Consider the following 16,681-nt stretch of genomic DNA (forward strand, 5'->3'; position numbering starts at 1 on the left):
CGCTATAGCCATCGGCATGCGTCCTGAAGTGCTCAATCCCCTGTTCGCCGCAGCCGACAGCCTGAAAGGCGTGGGCGCAAAGCTGGAGAAGCCTCTCGACCGGCTGGGCCTGACGCGCGTCAAGGATTTCGCCTATCATCTGCCCGACCGCTTTATCGAGCGGCGACAGGTCAGCGCGCTGGCCGAAGCCGGCATCGGCGAACACATCATCGTGAAGCTGACGGCCGACCAGTACCGGGCCAGCGGATCCGGGCGCGGGCCGTTCCGCGTGATGGCAACCGATGCCGAAGGCGCACAGATCGCGCTGACCTATTTCGGACGCGCGTCCTTTTCCGCCAAGAAACTGCTGCCGCTGAACGAGGCGCGCTGGGTCGCGGGCAAGCTGGAGCAATATGGCGACACGCTGCAGATGGTGCACCCCGACCATGTGGCGGAGGACGGCGGCGCCGCGCTGGGCCAGACGTGCGAGCCGGTCTATCCGCTGTCCGACGGGCTGACGGCAGGGCGGCTGCAGCCCTTGGTCGAACAGGCATTGGCGGCGCTGCCTCAGCTGCCCGAATGGATCGAGCCGAGCGTGATGGAGCGGCGCGGCTGGCCATCCTGGCGCGATGCGCTGCACCTGGTCCACCGGGCACGGCACAAGGAGGCGCGCGACCGGCTTGCCTATGACGAATTGTTCGCCAGCGCGCTCGCGCTGATGCTGGTGCGCGCCGACAATCGCCGCCGCAAGGGCATTCCGATGCAGGGCGACGGCCATCTGCGCGACCGGCTGACGCTGCCCTTCGCGCTGACGGGCGCGCAGCAACGCTCGATCCGCGAGATCGAGGGCGACATGGCGCAGCCGCACCCGATGCTGCGCCTGCTGCAGGGCGATGTGGGCAGCGGCAAGACGGTGGTGGCGCTGCTCGCCATGCTGAACGCCATCGAATGCGGCAAGCAGGCGGCGCTGCTGGCGCCGACCGAGATCCTTGCGCGCCAGCACCATGCCACCCTGCAGGAAATGGCGCGCGGTACCGGCGTGGAGGTCGCGCTGCTTACCGGCCGGGACAAGGGACGCGCGCGCGAATCCATCCTGATGGGCCTGCTCGACGGGTCGGTGCATATCGTCGTCGGCACCCACGCGATCTTCCAGGAAAGCGTGAACTACCGCGATCTGGGCCTTGTCGTGATCGACGAGCAGCACCGCTTCGGCGTTGGCCAGCGGCTGATGCTGCAGCAAAAGGCGAGGGGGACTGCGCATTGCCTGGCGATGACCGCCACGCCGATTCCGCGCACCCTGCTCCTGGCCCAGCATGGCGAGATGGAAGTCAGCCAGCTCGACGAATTGCCGCCGGGCCGCAAGCCGATCGATACGCGCGTGGTGCCGACCGAACGCATGGACGATGTCGTCGCCGGGCTTGTCCGCCACGTCCAGTCGGGCAAGCAGGCCTATTGGGTCTGCCCGATGGTGCATGAGAACGAGCGCGAGGATCTGGCCGCCGCCGAAGAGCGCTTCGACATGCTGAAGCAGGTGCTGGGCGAGGGCAATGTCACGCTGGTCCACGGGCAATTGCGGCCCGAGATCAAGGACGCGAACATGGCGCGCTTCGCCAGCGGAGAGGTCGCCGTGCTGGTCGCCACCACGGTGATCGAGGTGGGGGTCAACGTGCCCAATGCCTCTCTGATGGTGATCGAGCAGGCCGAGCGTTTCGGCCTGGCGCAATTGCACCAGCTGCGCGGGCGGGTCGGGCGCGGGGCGGCGGAATCGGTGTGCCTGCTGCTGCGCGGACAGGCCCTGTCCGAGACGGGACGCGAGCGGTTGGCGCTGATGCGAGAGACGCAGGACGGGTTTCGATTGGCTGAGGAGGATCTGCGCCTGCGCGGCGGGGGCGAAATACTCGGCACCCGCCAATCGGGCGAAACCGCGTTTCGCGTGGCCAGCCCCGAACAGATCGCCGAACTGCTGGAAGCCGCGCATGACGACGCCCGCCTGCTGATGGAGCGCGAAGGTGCGGAGCTGTCCGGTTCGCGCGGCGATGCGGCACGCATCGCGCTCTATCTGTTCGAGCGCGACTATGGCGTGCAGCTATTGCGCGGGGGATAGCACCGCCTTTCGAGGTTGCGCGGCCGCCCCGGATGCGAAACAACGGCAGCCGGGATCAGCGGGCGGAGAGGGCGGCTTGTCGCGAACTATCGATATGGGATTGGCTATCCGGCTTGTGCCGCTGGCGGCGTTTGCCGCGCTGGCGGGATGCGGAGAGCCCGAGCCGGGCCTTGAAACGCCCGAACGGACCGCGGCGCTGGAACGCTGCGACGTGAAGCTGGCCGCGCTCGCAAGCGGCGAGGAGCAGTTGAAGCGCCTGTGCGATTGCACCACCGGCCGGCTGGCGCAGCAGGGCTTTACCTTGGCCGATCTGGAAGGCGAACACCGCGACCGTGCAATGGAGCAGGTTCGCTGGTGCATGACGCAAAGCGGCGCAATACCGCTGAAGACGCCCGGCGGCATCGAAATGCCGGCCGAGACCATGCCGGAGCCTTTGGAGGAGACTGGGGAAACGGCCCCAGCGCCGGGCAGCGAGGCCGAAGCCCCGGTTGCCGCCGAACAGGATCAGCTCTGAAGCAGAGCCAGGTCGACGGTGCCGCTGCCGCGCTGCTTGATGCCGATTTCCTTGGCAGCAGCTTCCGACAGGTCGATCACGCGGTCGCCGTGAAAGGGGCCGCGGTCGTTGATCCGCACGACCACCGATTTGCCGGTCCGGCTGGATGTCACGCGCACCAGGCTGCCGAAGGGCAGGGTACGGTGGGCCGCCGTCAATTCGGTCGGGTTGAATTTTTCGCCGTTGGCAGTGCGGCGGCCCGCGAACTTGGGTCCGTACCAGCTCGCTACGCCGGCACCCAGGGTCTCGACCACATCGCTCTGCGCCAGTTCGGCGATAGCGCCGGACTGAAGCCCCAATTCGGCATTTTCCGAAGCGGGGATCAAATCGACGGCAGCGGAGTTATCCGATGCGAGGCCTACGCTGGCCTCGATGTTGGTGGGCTCTTCGGTGCCTGCACGGGCGACCGAGACCGGAACGGCCGCGAGCGAGGCGAGACCGAAGAAAGCGATGGTGCGCACTGGGCGCAGCCGCATGTTTACACGCGTCTTCATGCCCTGAAGCATAGCAGGAAAAGCCCGGCTGTGGGTTCGACCCGCCGCCTTTCGGCCACATTTGGTCCTGCGTTTTCGGGTTGATGGCGCGCTTTCCGGCAGATTTGCGGGATAAGCGAAACCTGCCCGAATCACGAAATTGCCCGATCGGGATGCAAGGCTGCCGCCTTCGGCAACAGGTGTCGGAACGGGCCGAACCACGGCAAATGGGGCCGGTATCGCTACCGGCCCCACTCTCACCGGCCCGTGGCTTCCACATCATGCAAGCACGAGTAGAAGGCTTGGCGCCCGGCGGTATTGGCGTCCGATCCGAAGATCGTCAGGCCTCTGTCGCTCGGCGCTCGCGCCGGCATCCGGTATATGCCTGCCCTGCAGTTCGATCGCCGTGGCCGAAGCCATTAGGATCGTGTCGCAGGCGCTTCCACATACCGAGACCTTGGTTCCAGCCACCGTTTCATCCGCATCATCGACCCGAAGGCCGGATGAATTGTCCGCGGCAGCCGGTCTTCCGGCCATGCCATCGCTCGTCCGCCTGGGGTGATCCGTCCGGATTTTTACGGCCCTTACAAGAAAGGCTGCAAAGGGGTGTCCAGACCGCTCACCGGCATTCGACCGATGGATCGCCCGTTTCGGTAGATCCTTCCATTTCAGTGCCTTTCGGCAAGATCTGGAAAGCAACCTTTCCGTTCGACAGTTGAAACATGCGCGCTGGCAGCGAGTCACACAACAAATTTATCCACAGGAAAGCATTTTCCCGGTGGACAAAGGTGGAAAACTGATTATGGATACGCGGTTTTGCGCCCGCAGCGGCTGGCGGAATGGCGGTTTTCCGCCAATCCCGCCCCACCGTTGCCGGTGGATAATTATCCGCCCTGCTTGGCCAGCAGTTTCAGCCGCAACGCATTGAGGTGGATGAAGCCTGCCGCATCCTTCTGGTCGTATGCGCCGGCATCGTCCTCAAACGTCACATGCTTTTCGGAATAGAGGCTCAGGGGGCTCTTGCGGCCCACCAGATGCACGCCGCCCTTGTAGAGCTTCAGTCGCACGGTGCCGGTCACCTTCTGCTGCGACAGGTCGATGGCGGCCTGCAACATCTCGCGCTCGGGCGCGAACCAGAAGCCGTTGTAGATCAGCTCCGCATATTTCGGCATCAGCTCATCCTTCAGATGGGCTGCGCCGCGGTCCAGCGTGATCTGCTCGATCCCGCGGTGGGCGGCGGCATAGATCGTGCCGCCCGGCGTTTCGTACATGCCGCGCGACTTCATGCCGACGAAACGATTTTCGACCAGGTCCAGCCGCCCGATGCCATGCTTGCGGCCCAGCTCGTTGAGCGCTGTCAGCAGCGTCGCCGGGCTCATCGCCTCGCCGTTCAAGGATACGCCGTCTCCCTTCTCGAACCCGATCTCGACATATTCGGGCTTGTCAGGCGCGTCCTCCGGATCGACAGTGCGCGAATAGACATAGTCGGGCGTTTCTTCCCACGGATCTTCCAGCACCTTGCCCTCGGACGAGGTGTGGAGGAGGTTCGCATCGACCGAGAACGGGCTTTCGCCGCGCTTGTCCTTGGGTACGGGGATCTGGTGCGATTCGGCCCATGCGATCAGCGCGGTGCGGCTGGTCAGGTCCCATTCGCGCCACGGCGCGATCACACGGATATCGGGGTCGAGCGCATAGGCCGACAATTCAAACCGCACCTGGTCGTTGCCCTTGCCGGTCGCACCATGCGCGATGGCATCGGCGCCGGTTTCGCGCGCGATCTCGATCAGGCGCTTGGAAATCAGCGGGCGCGCGATCGACGTGCCCAGCAGATAGTCGCCTTCATAACGGGCATTGGCGCGCATCATCGGGAAGACGAAATCGCGCACGAATTCCTCGCGCAGATCATCGATATAGATGTTCTCGTCCGGCAGGCCCATCAGCTTGGCCTTGTGCCGCGCGGGCTCCAGCTCTTCGCCCTGGCCCAGGTCGGCGGTGAAGGTCACCACCTCGCAGTCATAGGTCACCTGCAGCCATTTCAGGATCACGGAGGTGTCGAGACCGCCCGAATAGGCGAGGACGACCTTCTTGATGTCGGACTTGTCGGTCATGGCTGCATGGCTTTCTGATCAGGATGCGTAGGCGGCTGCGGCGCGAACGCGCGTCGCAGCGCGCCACTAGGACAGAGCGAAACGGCGGGCAAGGGGCACGCGGCCCCCTTCAGGCGGAAGAAAGTGCCGTCTTGCGGACCGGTGCGTTCTCGTCCGCCATGATCGACCGCTCCGCCTCGGCCATATAGTCGCGGTGCATCGGCAGTGCATGGCGGCTGCGGACATACTGGATCTGGAAATTGCACATGCCGCCGCTTTCGAACGCGGCGGTCGCGCCCGACAGGTAGAACGTCCACATGCGGAAGAACCGCTCGTCGTACATGGCGACGATCTCGTCCCTGTGGTCCAGGCAGCGCCTGTACCATTCGCGCAATGTCAACGCGTAATGCAGGCGCAAAGTCTCGACGTCCGACGCGATCAACCGCACCTTCTCGCTCGCCGCGACGGTTTCTGACAGGGCGGGGATATAGCCGCCGGGGAAGATATACTTGCGGGTGAACGCATCGGTCGTGCCGGGCTTGCCCATGCGGCCGATGGTGTGGATCAGCGCGACGCCGTCTTCCTTCATCAGCCGTGCGCAGCATCGGAAATAGGTTTCGAACTGCGGCTGTCCGACATGCTCGAACATACCGACCGACACGATGCGGTCGAATGTCGCGCCTTCCGCCGCCAGGTCGCGGTAGTCGACCAGCCGGAACGTCACGCGGTCGGCGACCCCGGCGGCCTCGGCGCGCTGGCGGGCGAGGGCCAGCTGCTCCTCGCTCAGCGTGATGCCCAGAACCTTCACGTCGGCATGGCGCGCAAGGAAGATCGCCATGCCGCCCCAGCCGCAGCCGATGTCCAGCACCTGCTGTCCCGGCTTCAGGTCCAGCTTGGCGGCGATATGGGCCAGCTTCTCGGTCTGCGCTTCCTCCAGCGTCATGCCCTCGCGCGGCCAGTACGCGCAGCTGTACTGCATGTGCGGCGCATCCAGCATCAGCCGATAGAGGTCGTTCCCGATGTCGTAATGATGCGCGACATTGGCCTTGGAACTGGTCGCCTTGTTGAACTGGGTGGCGATGAATTTCAGCCGGTCGGCCATGCGCCGGCGAAAGCGGGGAGGGGAGATGCGCTGCCCCGCGTCCCAATGGTTGTTGCCCTGCAGCAGCTCGACCATCTCCATGATCCCGCCTCCGCTCTCCACGATCAGCCGGCCGTCCATGAATGCTTCGGCCGCGCCCAGCCGCATGTCCATCACGATGTCGCGCGGGACCTTCCTGTCGGTGAAACGGATCCCGACCTCGGGCATGATGCCGTCGGGCGTGCCGAAGGAACGGGTCGAACCGTCGGAATAGGCCACGGTCAGCCGCCCGCGTTTGACCGCCTTGGCAAGCAGGGTTTCAAGAAGACGCTTGGCGCCGGGCATGGACGGGTTCTCCTGAACGGACGCCATGCTGCGGATGGCGGGGGAAATTGCAGAATATGCCCTGTTCGCAGCGGTTCAAGGCGCGAGGCGGCTTTTCCCCGTCAGCCGCGGGCATCGCTTTCGCCGCGGGCCATGAACAGCACGTCGCGCGGCTGCGACAGCAGGTGCTGGCCCGAATCGACGCAGATCGTCTCTCCGCTGGCCAGATGTCCTTCGGCCAGGAAAACCGCCGCGTCGGCCAGTTCCTCGGGCTGGGTCAGCCGTTGCAGCAGGTTCATGCGGCCGCTGGTCTGGTGCTCGTCCGCCTGCTGGTCGTGGCTGGGCAGCATCGCGCCCGGCGCCAGGCCGTATATCCGGTCGTCCCCGCCGTCATGCGCCATTGCCAGCATGCGCGTCGCCATGCCCAGCGCGGCCTTGGACATTGAATAGGAGAAGAAGTCGGGATTGGGGTTCCACAATTTCTGGTCCAGCACATTGACCACGCGCCGCCCGCCCGGTGCCTGCGCCTTTGCCAGAAAGGCCTGCGCCAGCAGCACCGGACCGGCCGCATTGGTCCGCATCGCGCGTGTGAAGATCGCGGGATCGACGCGCGCCGCATCGTCATGTTCGAAAACCGAGGCGCTGTTCACCAAGGCGCGCCAGTCGGAAAGCCGCGCGGCCAACTGGCCGATCATCGCTTCCGCCGCGCCGTCATCCGACAGGTCGGCCTGGACAGTCTCGGCGCTGGGCAGGGATGCGGCCAGCGCCTTGGCCGCGTCGGCGGAACCGCGATAATGGATCACGACATGCCAGCCGTCTTCGGAAAAGCGCCGGGCCATGCAGGCGCCCAGGCGCCTGGCGGCTCCGGTAATCAGGACGGCAGGTTTGGTCATGCCGGGCAACTAGCCATGATTGGCGGGGATTTGAAAGAGCCGATGCAAAAAGGGCCGGGAAGTCTGCACTTCCCGGCCCCGATCGCGCCGAATGGCTGTCAGCGGCAGCGTGCGTCGCCGCGATCGATCGCGCGGCCGATCAGCGCGCCCGCGGCAGCACCGAGCACGGTGCCGGTGGTGCGGTCGCGCCCGCCGTCGATCTCACGCCCCAGCAGGGCACCGCCGGCGGCACCGATGATCAGCCCGGTGGTGCCGTCGTCGCGCTTGCAGTGATAGCGGCCATCGTCCCCGCGCCAGTACCGATCACCCGAGTTCATGCGGCGCGGTTCGTGATAATGGCGGTCCTTGGCGCGCTTGCCATAGGCAGGTGCCCACGGCGGCGGGTCGGCAGCGGCAGGAGCAGCCGGGATCGCCACAGCGGCGGCCAGTACGGTTCCGATCAAGGCCATTCTCATCTATTCGTCCCTTTCCTCATCTGTTCGCCGCGAGACCCGCGACCTTTGCATGCAGCATGCTTCAGGAACGCCGAACGCTGGATGAACAAAGCTGTTATCATCGGTTATGACGTTTGAATGGTTTCCGCCTGACGATGAACTGCAGTTAACCCGTTGATAACCATAAGCAATCAACCGGGCAGCAGGATAAGGAACCAACCATTTGGCCCCGTTACAGCTTGGCGATCTGTTCCTTCGCGGCGGCCATAGCCTTTTCGCGGCCACCGGGCATGCCGACGCCTTCGGCCCGGATGATCGTGATGTCGGTCACGCCGATGAAGTTGAAGAAGGTCTTCAGCAGGCCTTCCTGATAATCGGCGGGGCTGTCGTCGCCATAGCTGCCGCCGCGGCCCGATGCGACGATGATGCGGTGCCCGTCGACCAGACCCTCGGGCCCGTCTTCCGAATAGCGGAAGGTGACGCGCGGCACGCCCAGCCGGTCGATCCACGACTTGAGCGCCGAGGGAATCGTGAAATTATACATCGGCGCACCGATCACCACGACATCGGCGGACAGGAATTCGTCCAGGATGGCCTTTTCGGGCGGAGCGGCGGCCTTCATGTCGTCGGTCCAGTCATCCTCGCCCATGCGGATCGCGCCGGTGGTGATGGGGTTGAGGTGGGCCAGCGGCTCGACACCCAGGTCGCGGGTGACGACTTCGGCATCGGGATTATCGGCTTTCAGCTTTTCCATGATCAGGCCGGTCATCTCGCGCGTGACGGAACTTGCGCCTGTGGTGCTGGAATCAATTCTCAGGATTTTCATGTGACAACTCCGGTATCAAACGATAACTACCGCCATATGGAGATTACCCGGCCCCGCCTGCAAGAAGGCACAGAACCGTTCGCTAGGCACACCGGTGTGACCGGGGGCCGCGACGGCGAAGGCGATGCCGTGCCGGGCCATTCGCCCGCCGCATGCCCCGCCGTGACCGAGGTGTTGTCCCGCGTCGGCGACAAATGGTCGATGCAGGTCGTGATGCAGCTTGGCTATGGATCGATGCGCTTCAACCAGCTGAGGCGCGAGATAGACGGCATTTCGCAGCGCATGCTGACCCGCACGCTTCGCGGGCTGGAACGGGACGGCCTGGTAAGCCGCACGGTAACACCCAGCGTGCCGCCGCGCGTCGATTACGCGCTGACGGCGCTGGGCGAATCGCTGCGCGAGCCGGTCAGCCGACTGGGCGACTGGGCGGTGGCGAACAGGGACACCGTGGCCGAAGCGCGCGCCGCCTATGATTTGCGCGAAGAGGGTTAGAGGAACTTTTTGTAGCCGACATGGCTGGGCGCGAATCCCAGCCCTTCGTAAAAGCTGTGCGCGCCGGCGCGGCGCCGGTCGCTGGTCAACTGCACGAAGGCGCAGCCCTGTTCGCGGCAGTGATCCATCGCCCAGCGGATCATCGCCGCGCCATGACCCTGTCCGCGCAGGCTTTCGGCGATATGCACCGATTCAAATTGCCCGCGCACCGCGCCCAGGCGCCCGATGCCGGGCAGGATGGTGATCTGCATCGTGCCGACGATATCGCCGTCCAGTTCGGCCACTACCAGCGTCTGCCGGGGATCTGCGTCTACCGCCTCGAACCCGGCGACATAGCGCGGATCCAGCGGCTCGCCGCCAATCTCGCGCGAGCGGCCCAGCACGTCGTCGGCCAGCAGCATCACGATCGCGGGAAGATCGTCGCGCGTGGCGCGTCGGAAGGAAATGCTCACCCCAGTGCCGCCTGTTTCTCGGCCTCGATGCGGTCGAGTTCGGCGCGGCTCTTCTTTTCCGCCGCCGTCTTCAGCTGCCCGCAGGCCGCGTCGATATCGCGCCCGCGCGGGGTGCGGACGGGGGCGCTGATGCCGCCCTCGAACACGATGTTCGAAAAGGCGCGGATCCGTTCGGGCGTCGAACATTCATAGGGTGCGCCGGGCCAGGGGTTGAACGGGATCAGGTTCACCTTTGCGGGCAGGTCATACTTTCGCAGAAGTCGGACAAGCTCGCGCGCATCCTCGTCGCTGTCGTTCCGGTCCTTCAGCATCACATATTCGAAGGTGATGCGCCGCGCATTCGACGCGCCGGGATAGTCGGCGCAGGCCTGCAGCAATTCCTCGATCCCGTATTTCCGGTTGATCGGCACGATCTCGTCGCGCACGTCCTTGCTGACCGCGTGCAGCGACACGGCCAGGTTGACGCCGATCTCCTGCCCGCAGCGCTCCATCATCGGGACGACGCCGCTGGTCGACAGGGTGATGCGCCGCTTGGACAGCGCAAGTCCTTCGCCGTCCATCACGATGGACAGCGCGTCGCGCACATTGTCGAAATTATACAGCGGCTCGCCCATGCCCATCATGACGATATTGGTCAGCAGCCGCCCGTCGGCCGTATAGTCGCTCTCGCTCTCGTCCCCCAGGTCATCCATGCGCCGCGCAGGTTCGTTTCCGCGGGGCCATTCGCCCAGGGCATCGCGCGCCAGCATCACCTGTCCCACGATCTCGCCCGGCGTCAGGTTGCGGACCAGCCGCATCGTCCCGGTATGGCAGAACCGGCAATTCAGCGTGCACCCCACCTGGCTCGACACGCATAGCGTGCCGCGATCCGCGTCGGGGATGAACACCATTTCGTAGTCATGGTTGTCGGCGGTGCGCAGCAGCCATTTGCGGGTGCCGTCGCTGGAATGCTGGGCCTCCACGATTTCGGGCCGGGCGATGACGAAGCGTTCCGCCAGCCACGGGCGCATGGTCTTGGCGATGTCGGTCATCGCCTCGAACTCGGACACACCGCGGTGATAGATCCAGTGCCAGACCTGCTTGGCGCGCAGCCTGGCCTGCTTCTTGTCCAGGCCCGCATCCTCGAACAGATCGGCGATCTGCTTCCTGGGCAGGCCGAGCAGGTCGAGGCGGCCATCCTCGCGCGCGGTGATCGGGCGGGGGACGGGCACGGGGTCGATATGGCCCGGGATGGGCATGTTGGCTGGCACTACTGTCATGATGCGCTTCCATATAGTCCACGCCAAGCGCTTGCGCCAGTGGGACCGACGCCCCCGAACGACTTCATACATCTTCGGGCGCACGCGAATTCGCATCTGCGGGAAAAGTTCCGTATCGCGTTGTATCTTATGGCGTTTGCCGCAAAATCCGCACCGCTCCCCGGCAGACTGTGTGAAATATGAGACAAGTTGACTTGTTGTCTTATGTTCATGAAACGCAACATTGTGTCCGAGCATTCTCCCGGTCCATGCCCCGTGAAAGGGGCAATGAGGGAAAAGACTGGAGTACTTATGAAAAAGCTGATTTCCATGGCCGCCGCAGGGACCGCTGCCGCCGCCGTCGCCATGCCGGCCCACGCGCAGATGAACGACTACGACTTCTCGGGTCCGCGCGTCGAGGCGATCATTGGCTACGACATCACCACCGCCGGGTCGGATTCCGACAACGACATCAACGACCAGGACGATGAAAGCATCGACGGCCTGCTCTATGGTGTCGGCCTTGGCTACGACATCGACATGGGCAGCACCGTGCTGGGCGTCGAGGGCGAGTATACCGATTCGACCGCGAAGACCGAATTCAGCGACGGCCGCGATTTCGAAGGCTTCGGCCTTGGCCGCGTCGACACTGGCCGCGACCTCTACATCGGCGCGCGCGCCGGCTACAAGGTCCAGCCCGACCTGCTCGCCTATGTGAAGGCGGGTTACACCAACGCGCGCTTCAACGTGCTGGCGCGCGACGGCGAAAGCGAGCTGAAGGACAATATCGACACCGATGGCTATCGCCTTGGTGCCGGCCTTGAATATGCGATGTCGCCGAACAGCTTCGCCAAGTTCGAATATCGCTATTCGAAATATGGTGAGGCCGAGTTCGACTACGGCAACGATATCGAAAGCGACCGCTTCGACATCGACACCGATCGTCACCAGATCGTCGGCTCGGTCGGCTATCGCTTCTAGGCTTTAGTCGGTTCGAGAAAGGGCGGGGCCGGGCAACCGGTTCCGCCTTTTTCGTATTCAGCGCGCGCAGGTGACCAGCGCCGCGTCGATGGCCGTCGGCGCGCCGGTCAGGTCATAGATGTCGCGGAAATAGCGCGAACGCTGGTCGCGGCCATGCACCACCATCGTATCGGCTTCGCGCAGTGCGGCGATGATCGCCCTGCTGCCGCCGGTGGAGACATCGCGGCTGGTCGCGGTGGCGCCCTGTCCCGCCAGGCGAAAACGCCGACTGCCGATCTGCAGGGTCACCGCGCTGCCCGTGCGGATAACGCGCGACAGCCTGACCTGCAGCGCGGGCGCGTCCGGGGCGAGCGAGATCGAGGCGAACGGCTGCAATTCGCGCGCGGCGCTCGACGGCTGGGCCTCTGCGATCGCATAGCAGCGGCGGCCATCCTGGAACGCGCCCCAGCCCGCATGGACCGAGATCGCCTGCGGCGCGGCCATGGCGGGCGCAGCCAGCAGGGCCACAGGCAGCAGGGCCACGGCCAGCAGCGCGAAACGCCTAGCCATAGGCGATCCCGACCACTTCCCATTCCTTGTCGCCCGCGGGCAGGCGCACGGTCCGCAGATCGCCCGGCGATGCGCCGCGCAAGGCCCGGGCGAGGGGGCTGCCCCAGCCGATCCGGTTGGCGCCCGCATCCGCCTCGTCGTCGCCGACGATGGTCAGGGTGCGATGTTCGTCGTCCTCGTCCGCGATGGTGACGGTGGCACCGAAATAGACCCGCTCCTTGTCGGGCTGCTCCGCCGGATCGACCACGCGCGCGGCCTTCATCCTGCGGGCGAGGCGGGACAGCTCGCGGTCGATCTCGCGCAGTTTCTTGCGGCCATAGATATAGTCGCCGTTCTCGCTGCGGTCGCCGTTGCCCGCAGCCCAGCTGATGATCTCGACGATTTCGGGCCGGTCCTTGCCCAACAGCACGTCATAGCGTGCGCGCATCGCGGCAAAGCCCTGCGGCGTGACGGGGTTTCCGGTCGGTTTCATGCACCGTGACTAGCGCGGGCCGGATGACGAAGTCACCCGGCCCGCGAAATTATCGATGGGAAATGCAATCAGCGACCCGGCTGCTTGCCCATGTAATAGCTCAGCGGATAATCGCCGCTGCGCTTGCCCGCATCGGGATAGAGCGCGTCGTAATAGGCGGCATTCTCCAGCACGCGCGCGACATAGCGGCGGGTCTCGCTGAACGGGATCGCCTCGATCCATTCGACCCAGCCGATCTGGCCGGTGCGCGGATCGCCATTGGCGCGCAGCCATTTGCCGACATTGCCCGGTCCCGCGTTATATGCCGCGATAGCCAGCGGATAGGATCCGCCGAACACGTCCATCATGCGCGAGAAATAGCCGGAGCCGAGCCGGATATTGTACTGCGGATCCGAGATCAGCGATCCCGAATTATAGCTCAGATACATCTTGCCCGCTTGTTCCTGCGCAGTGCCGGGCATCAGCTGCATCAACCCGCGCGCACCCGCGTGGCTGACCGCATCGGTGGCGAACTGGCTTTCCTGCCGCGCGATCGCGTGGATCATCGTCCAGTCGCCGCCCGCCGGAACGTCGATCCGGGGGAAGCCATAGGGCGAGAAGCCATATACCTGCTTGGTCGAAGCCTCGCGCCCGGCGATGACGGCCAGGTCGCGGCGCCCGGTCTCATACGCCAGCTCGGCGATCAGTGCATATTCCTCGGGCGTTTCGGCCTGGCGGCCAAGTTCCTTGAAGAAGGCGACGCCGGTGCGCCAGTCACCGGTGCGCCCGACCTCGCGCACGGCTTGCACCAGTGGGCGGCGCTGGAACTCGGCCCGCTGCTCGGCAGTGGGAGAGCCGAGCCTGCCTGCCGGGATCTTCAGCGGACGGCCCAGTCTTTCGAGCGCCATCTGGCCATAGAACTGGTCGGGATAGGCGGCGGCCTTCTCGAACTCGGCGCGCGAGAAATCGGCCATGCCGGCCTTTTGCGCGGCAACCCCGGCGAAGTAAAAGCCCTTGGTGCGGGCAGGCGCGGTCAGCTGCGACGCGCCATAGGTGGCGAACATGCGCGCCGCGCTGGCATTGTCGCCGCGCCGCATCGCCGCATCGCCGACATTGTAGAACAGCTTCTCGTACTCGTCGCGGATCGGGCCGGACAGTTTGGACACGTCGGTGCCCGGCGCGAATGCCGCGTCGGCGCGCTGCGCGATGCGGACCGCGCTGCCGATGTCACCGCTCTCAAGCGCGGAATCGGCCTGGTATCGCATCTCGCGCACGAACAGCAGCGGATCGCCGGGAAGCTGGGAAAGCGCAGGCGAATTCACGATGAACGACCGCGCCGCCGCCTGCTGGCCCGAGGTCCGCAGCTGGCGGGCTCGGTTGAAGATCCAGCCCGCATCGCCCGCCGCCGCGGCAGGCACCTGCAGGCCAAGGGCGGTCGGATCGCTGCCTTGCGCCGCGGCAAGCCGCGCCATCATCAAGCTGCGTTCCGGGCCGGTGATATAGCGCATCTGGCGCGCGGCGGCCTCACCCTCGTTCTGCCAGAGCAGCTCGTCCACGCGCGCGACGTGATCGGCCATGGTGAAGGCCCCGCCGAACATCGCGGACAGCGAAGCCTCCGCCGTGGGCGACATCGCGCCCGCGCGCCACGCGCGGCGTGCCGCATCGATGGCCTGCGGGCGCCCCATCGCGCGCAAGGCTAGCGCATATTGCGCCTGGCCCTGTCCCGTCAGTGGCGGATGCGTGTCGAAAAACGTCACCAGCCGCGCCGCATCGACATATTCGCCGTCGAGCCGTCCCTCGGCCTTTTCCTGCAGGCTCTCCTGGTCGGGGAGGCCGGGATATTGCGTGATGAAGTTCGAAACCTCGGTGAAACTGGGGTTAGGCTGCTGCTTCAGCTGCTGCCAGCGCGTGACCGCATAGGCCATCGGGCCGGGCCGCACCGCAAGATGCCGCGCGCGGGCCCTTTCCCAGTCGCCGGGCTTCCACTGGATGGTGCCGAAGCTTTGCGGAGACTGCTGCTGGACAGCGGTGTTTTCCTCTGCGCAGGCGGGCGATGCGGTCAGCGCGAGCAAGGCAAGCGGTGCGGCCCCTGCACGAAGCCGCGGAAAAAGGCGAGAAATGCGTTGGGTGTCCATGCTGGACATAGTAGGGGGTCCCTCCTTATCAGCGAATGAACGGCAGGATTGGCAAATCGATCCCGCCTAAGCGCGGGAAGTCCCGCCAGCAAGATACTGTATTCAGGAGCGTTTCCAAAAATGTTCTCGGGTTCGATTCCGGCACTGGTCACCCCCTTCGCGGACGGCGCGGTCGACGAGGCCGCGTTCCGCCGCTTGATCGACTGGCAGATCGAGAGCGGATCCTCCGCGCTGGTCCCCTGCGGCACCACGGGCGAGGCGTCCACCCTCTCTGTCGACGAGCATCACCGCGTGGTCCAGATCTGCGTGGAACAGGCGGCGGGCCGCGTGCCGGTTATAGCGGGTTGCGGATCGAACGACACGGCCACCGCACTTATGCACATGGAGCACGCGGCTCGATACGGCGCGGATGCGGCACTGGTCGTCGCGCCCTATTACAACCGGCCCAGCCAGGCCGGGCTGATCGCGCATTTCTCGCACCTGGCGAAGCATTCGGACCTGCCGATCGTGCTTTATAACGTGCCCGGCCGGACGGTCACCGACATAGAGCCCGAGACCGTGTGCGACCTGGTCAATCTGTTTCCCGACCGGATCGTCGGCATCAAGGACGCCAGTGGCGATCTGTCGCGCGTGGTCGATCACCGCATGGGCATCGGGCGCAGCTTCTGCCAGCTTTCGGGCGACGACGAATTGTCGCTGCCCGCCAATGCGGCTGGCGCGGCGGGCTGTATCTCGGTCACCGCGAATGTCGCGCCCAAGCTGTGCGCGGAATTCCAGCAGGCCTGCGTCGACAACGATTTCGCGCTGGCCCGCAAGATCAACGACCGGCTCTATCCGCTGCATTACGCGATGTTCGAGGATTCCTCGCCCGCACCGGTGAAATATGCGCTGAGCCGCGTGCACGACTGGCTGAACGATTCGGTGCGCCTGCCGCTGACCGCCTGCAGCGAGGCGGCGCGCAAGGCGGTGGACGAGGCGCTGGTCCACGCGGGTCTTCTGGAAACCGCTTGAAGCCCCAACCTGCCGCCGACCGAATTTTGACCCCGCCGCCCCTTTTGCAAGGGGCCGGCAGCGCCTAGATTGAACCCATGGCCCGCCCCAAACCCTCCGCGTTCGAAAAAGTGAAAACCGTCGCCGATAACCGGCGGGCGCGATACGATTATTTTATCGATGAAACTTTCGAGGCCGGCATCGCGCTGACCGGCACCGAAGTGAAATCGCTGCGCTTCGGCGAGGGTTCGATCAGGGAAAGCTATGCCGAGGTGCGTGATGGCGAGGCATGGCTGGTGAACGCCAACATCCCCGAATTCAGCCACGGCAACCGCTTCAACCACGAGCCCAAGCGCCCGCGCAAGCTGCTGCTGCACCAGCGCGAGATCGAGAAGCTGCTTGGCGCGGTGGAGCGCAAAGGCATGACGCTGATCCCTTTGTCGGTCTATTTCAACGGCAAGGGCCGCGCCAAGGTCGAGCTTGCGCTGGCGAAGGGCAAGCAGACTCACGACAAGCGCGCGACCATCAAGGACCGCGACTGGCAGCGCGACAAGGCCCGTCTGATGCGGGAGAACGGGTAGGCGCCGCCATCGCGCGGACGCCGCCGCCGGGTGCATCATCGGTTGAGCCGGAAAAAAT

17 protein-coding genes are annotated in these 16,681 nt (G+C 65.2%); 6 read left to right on the top strand and 11 right to left on the bottom strand.

Annotated features, from left to right (window positions below; genetic code table 11):
- Nucleotides 1-16: 16 nt before the first annotated feature.
- Both recG and A9D14_RS04875 read left to right on the top strand, forming a co-directional pair.
- On the top strand, nucleotides 17-2,083 hold the full coding sequence (gene recG / locus A9D14_RS04870) for an ATP-dependent DNA helicase RecG (RefSeq protein ID WP_066843462.1): 2,067 nt from the start codon (nucleotides 17-19) through the stop codon (nucleotides 2,081-2,083).
- Between the two features lie 100 nt (nucleotides 2,084-2,183).
- Entirely contained in the window at nucleotides 2,184-2,597 is a 414-nt protein-coding gene (locus A9D14_RS04875; RefSeq protein WP_157668144.1) for a hypothetical protein, read from the top strand.
- Here the strand turns inward: A9D14_RS04875 and A9D14_RS04880 are convergent.
- The 6 genes from A9D14_RS04880 to A9D14_RS04905 form a co-directional block, all read right to left on the bottom strand.
- Complete coding sequence (locus A9D14_RS04880) at nucleotides 2,588-3,130, bottom strand: septal ring lytic transglycosylase RlpA family protein (RefSeq protein ID WP_232468775.1); 543 nt, start codon at nucleotides 3,128-3,130, stop codon at nucleotides 2,588-2,590. The genes A9D14_RS04875 and A9D14_RS04880 overlap by 10 nt on opposite strands.
- Before the next feature lie 863 nt (nucleotides 3,131-3,993).
- The gene (locus A9D14_RS04885) at nucleotides 3,994-5,217 is read right to left on the bottom strand and encodes an argininosuccinate synthase (protein WP_066843466.1); all 1,224 of its coding nucleotides are present in this window, start codon (nucleotides 5,215-5,217) and stop codon (nucleotides 3,994-3,996) included.
- Nucleotides 5,218-5,326: 109 nt separating this feature from the next.
- Nucleotides 5,327-6,622 (bottom strand): SAM-dependent methyltransferase, encoded by a 1,296-nt coding sequence (locus tag A9D14_RS04890; RefSeq protein ID WP_066848286.1) that lies wholly within the window; start codon nucleotides 6,620-6,622, stop codon nucleotides 5,327-5,329.
- A gap of 101 nt (nucleotides 6,623-6,723) precedes the next feature.
- Nucleotides 6,724-7,494 (bottom strand): SDR family oxidoreductase, encoded by a 771-nt coding sequence (locus A9D14_RS04895; RefSeq protein WP_066843470.1) that lies wholly within the window; start codon nucleotides 7,492-7,494, stop codon nucleotides 6,724-6,726.
- A gap of 98 nt (nucleotides 7,495-7,592) precedes the next feature.
- On the bottom strand, nucleotides 7,593-7,949 hold the full coding sequence (locus A9D14_RS04900) for a glycine zipper 2TM domain-containing protein (protein WP_066843473.1): 357 nt from the start codon (nucleotides 7,947-7,949) through the stop codon (nucleotides 7,593-7,595).
- Between the two features lie 211 nt (nucleotides 7,950-8,160).
- Entirely contained in the window at nucleotides 8,161-8,754 is a 594-nt protein-coding gene (locus A9D14_RS04905; protein ID WP_066843476.1) for an FMN-dependent NADH-azoreductase, read from the bottom strand.
- A gap of 96 nt (nucleotides 8,755-8,850) precedes the next feature.
- Between A9D14_RS04905 and A9D14_RS04910 the strand changes: the two genes are divergently transcribed.
- Nucleotides 8,851-9,246 carry a winged helix-turn-helix transcriptional regulator gene (locus A9D14_RS04910; protein WP_332459781.1) on the top strand — a complete coding sequence of 132 codons (396 nt, stop codon included), beginning with the start codon at nucleotides 8,851-8,853 and terminating at the stop codon, nucleotides 9,244-9,246.
- Here the strand turns inward: A9D14_RS04910 and A9D14_RS04915 are convergent.
- Nucleotides 9,243-9,698, bottom strand: a complete 456-nt coding sequence (locus A9D14_RS04915; RefSeq protein WP_232468777.1) for a GNAT family N-acetyltransferase — start codon at nucleotides 9,696-9,698, stop codon at nucleotides 9,243-9,245. The genes A9D14_RS04910 and A9D14_RS04915 overlap by 4 nt on opposite strands.
- On the bottom strand, nucleotides 9,695-10,957 hold the full coding sequence (rlmN, locus tag A9D14_RS04920; RefSeq protein WP_198302051.1) for a dual-specificity RNA methyltransferase RlmN: 1,263 nt from the start codon (nucleotides 10,955-10,957) through the stop codon (nucleotides 9,695-9,697). The genes A9D14_RS04915 and rlmN overlap by 4 nt, the downstream gene beginning before the upstream one ends.
- Before the next feature lie 291 nt (nucleotides 10,958-11,248).
- Between rlmN and A9D14_RS04925 the strand changes: the two genes are divergently transcribed.
- On the top strand, nucleotides 11,249-11,917 hold the full coding sequence (locus A9D14_RS04925) for an outer membrane protein (protein WP_066843482.1): 669 nt from the start codon (nucleotides 11,249-11,251) through the stop codon (nucleotides 11,915-11,917).
- A gap of 57 nt (nucleotides 11,918-11,974) precedes the next feature.
- On the opposite strand, the gene A9D14_RS04930 is transcribed toward A9D14_RS04925, so the two are convergent.
- The 3 genes from A9D14_RS04930 to A9D14_RS04940 all read right to left on the bottom strand — a co-directional run bounded on the left by A9D14_RS04930 (nucleotide 11,975) and on the right by A9D14_RS04940 (nucleotide 14,989).
- The gene (locus tag A9D14_RS04930; RefSeq protein WP_066843485.1) at nucleotides 11,975-12,466 is read right to left on the bottom strand and encodes a hypothetical protein; all 492 of its coding nucleotides are present in this window, start codon (nucleotides 12,464-12,466) and stop codon (nucleotides 11,975-11,977) included.
- Complete coding sequence (locus A9D14_RS04935; RefSeq protein ID WP_066843488.1) at nucleotides 12,459-12,938, bottom strand: GreA/GreB family elongation factor; 480 nt, start codon at nucleotides 12,936-12,938, stop codon at nucleotides 12,459-12,461. The genes A9D14_RS04930 and A9D14_RS04935 overlap by 8 nt, the downstream gene beginning before the upstream one ends.
- Before the next feature lie 68 nt (nucleotides 12,939-13,006).
- Nucleotides 13,007-14,989 (bottom strand): lytic transglycosylase domain-containing protein, encoded by a 1,983-nt coding sequence (locus A9D14_RS04940; protein ID WP_232468779.1) that lies wholly within the window; start codon nucleotides 14,987-14,989, stop codon nucleotides 13,007-13,009.
- A gap of 183 nt (nucleotides 14,990-15,172) precedes the next feature.
- Here A9D14_RS04940 and dapA point away from each other — a divergent pair, with 183 nt between their 5' ends.
- Both dapA and smpB read left to right on the top strand, forming a co-directional pair.
- The gene (dapA, locus tag A9D14_RS04945; protein ID WP_066843494.1) at nucleotides 15,173-16,063 is read left to right on the top strand and encodes a 4-hydroxy-tetrahydrodipicolinate synthase; all 891 of its coding nucleotides are present in this window, start codon (nucleotides 15,173-15,175) and stop codon (nucleotides 16,061-16,063) included.
- A 77-nt stretch (nucleotides 16,064-16,140) separates the two neighbouring features.
- On the top strand, nucleotides 16,141-16,623 hold the full coding sequence (smpB, locus tag A9D14_RS04950; RefSeq protein ID WP_066843496.1) for an SsrA-binding protein SmpB: 483 nt from the start codon (nucleotides 16,141-16,143) through the stop codon (nucleotides 16,621-16,623).
- Nucleotides 16,624-16,681: the final 58 nt, after the last annotated feature.

Source organism: Croceicoccus marinus (assembly GCF_001661675.2).
GTDB lineage: Bacteria > Pseudomonadota > Alphaproteobacteria > Sphingomonadales > Sphingomonadaceae > Croceicoccus > Croceicoccus marinus.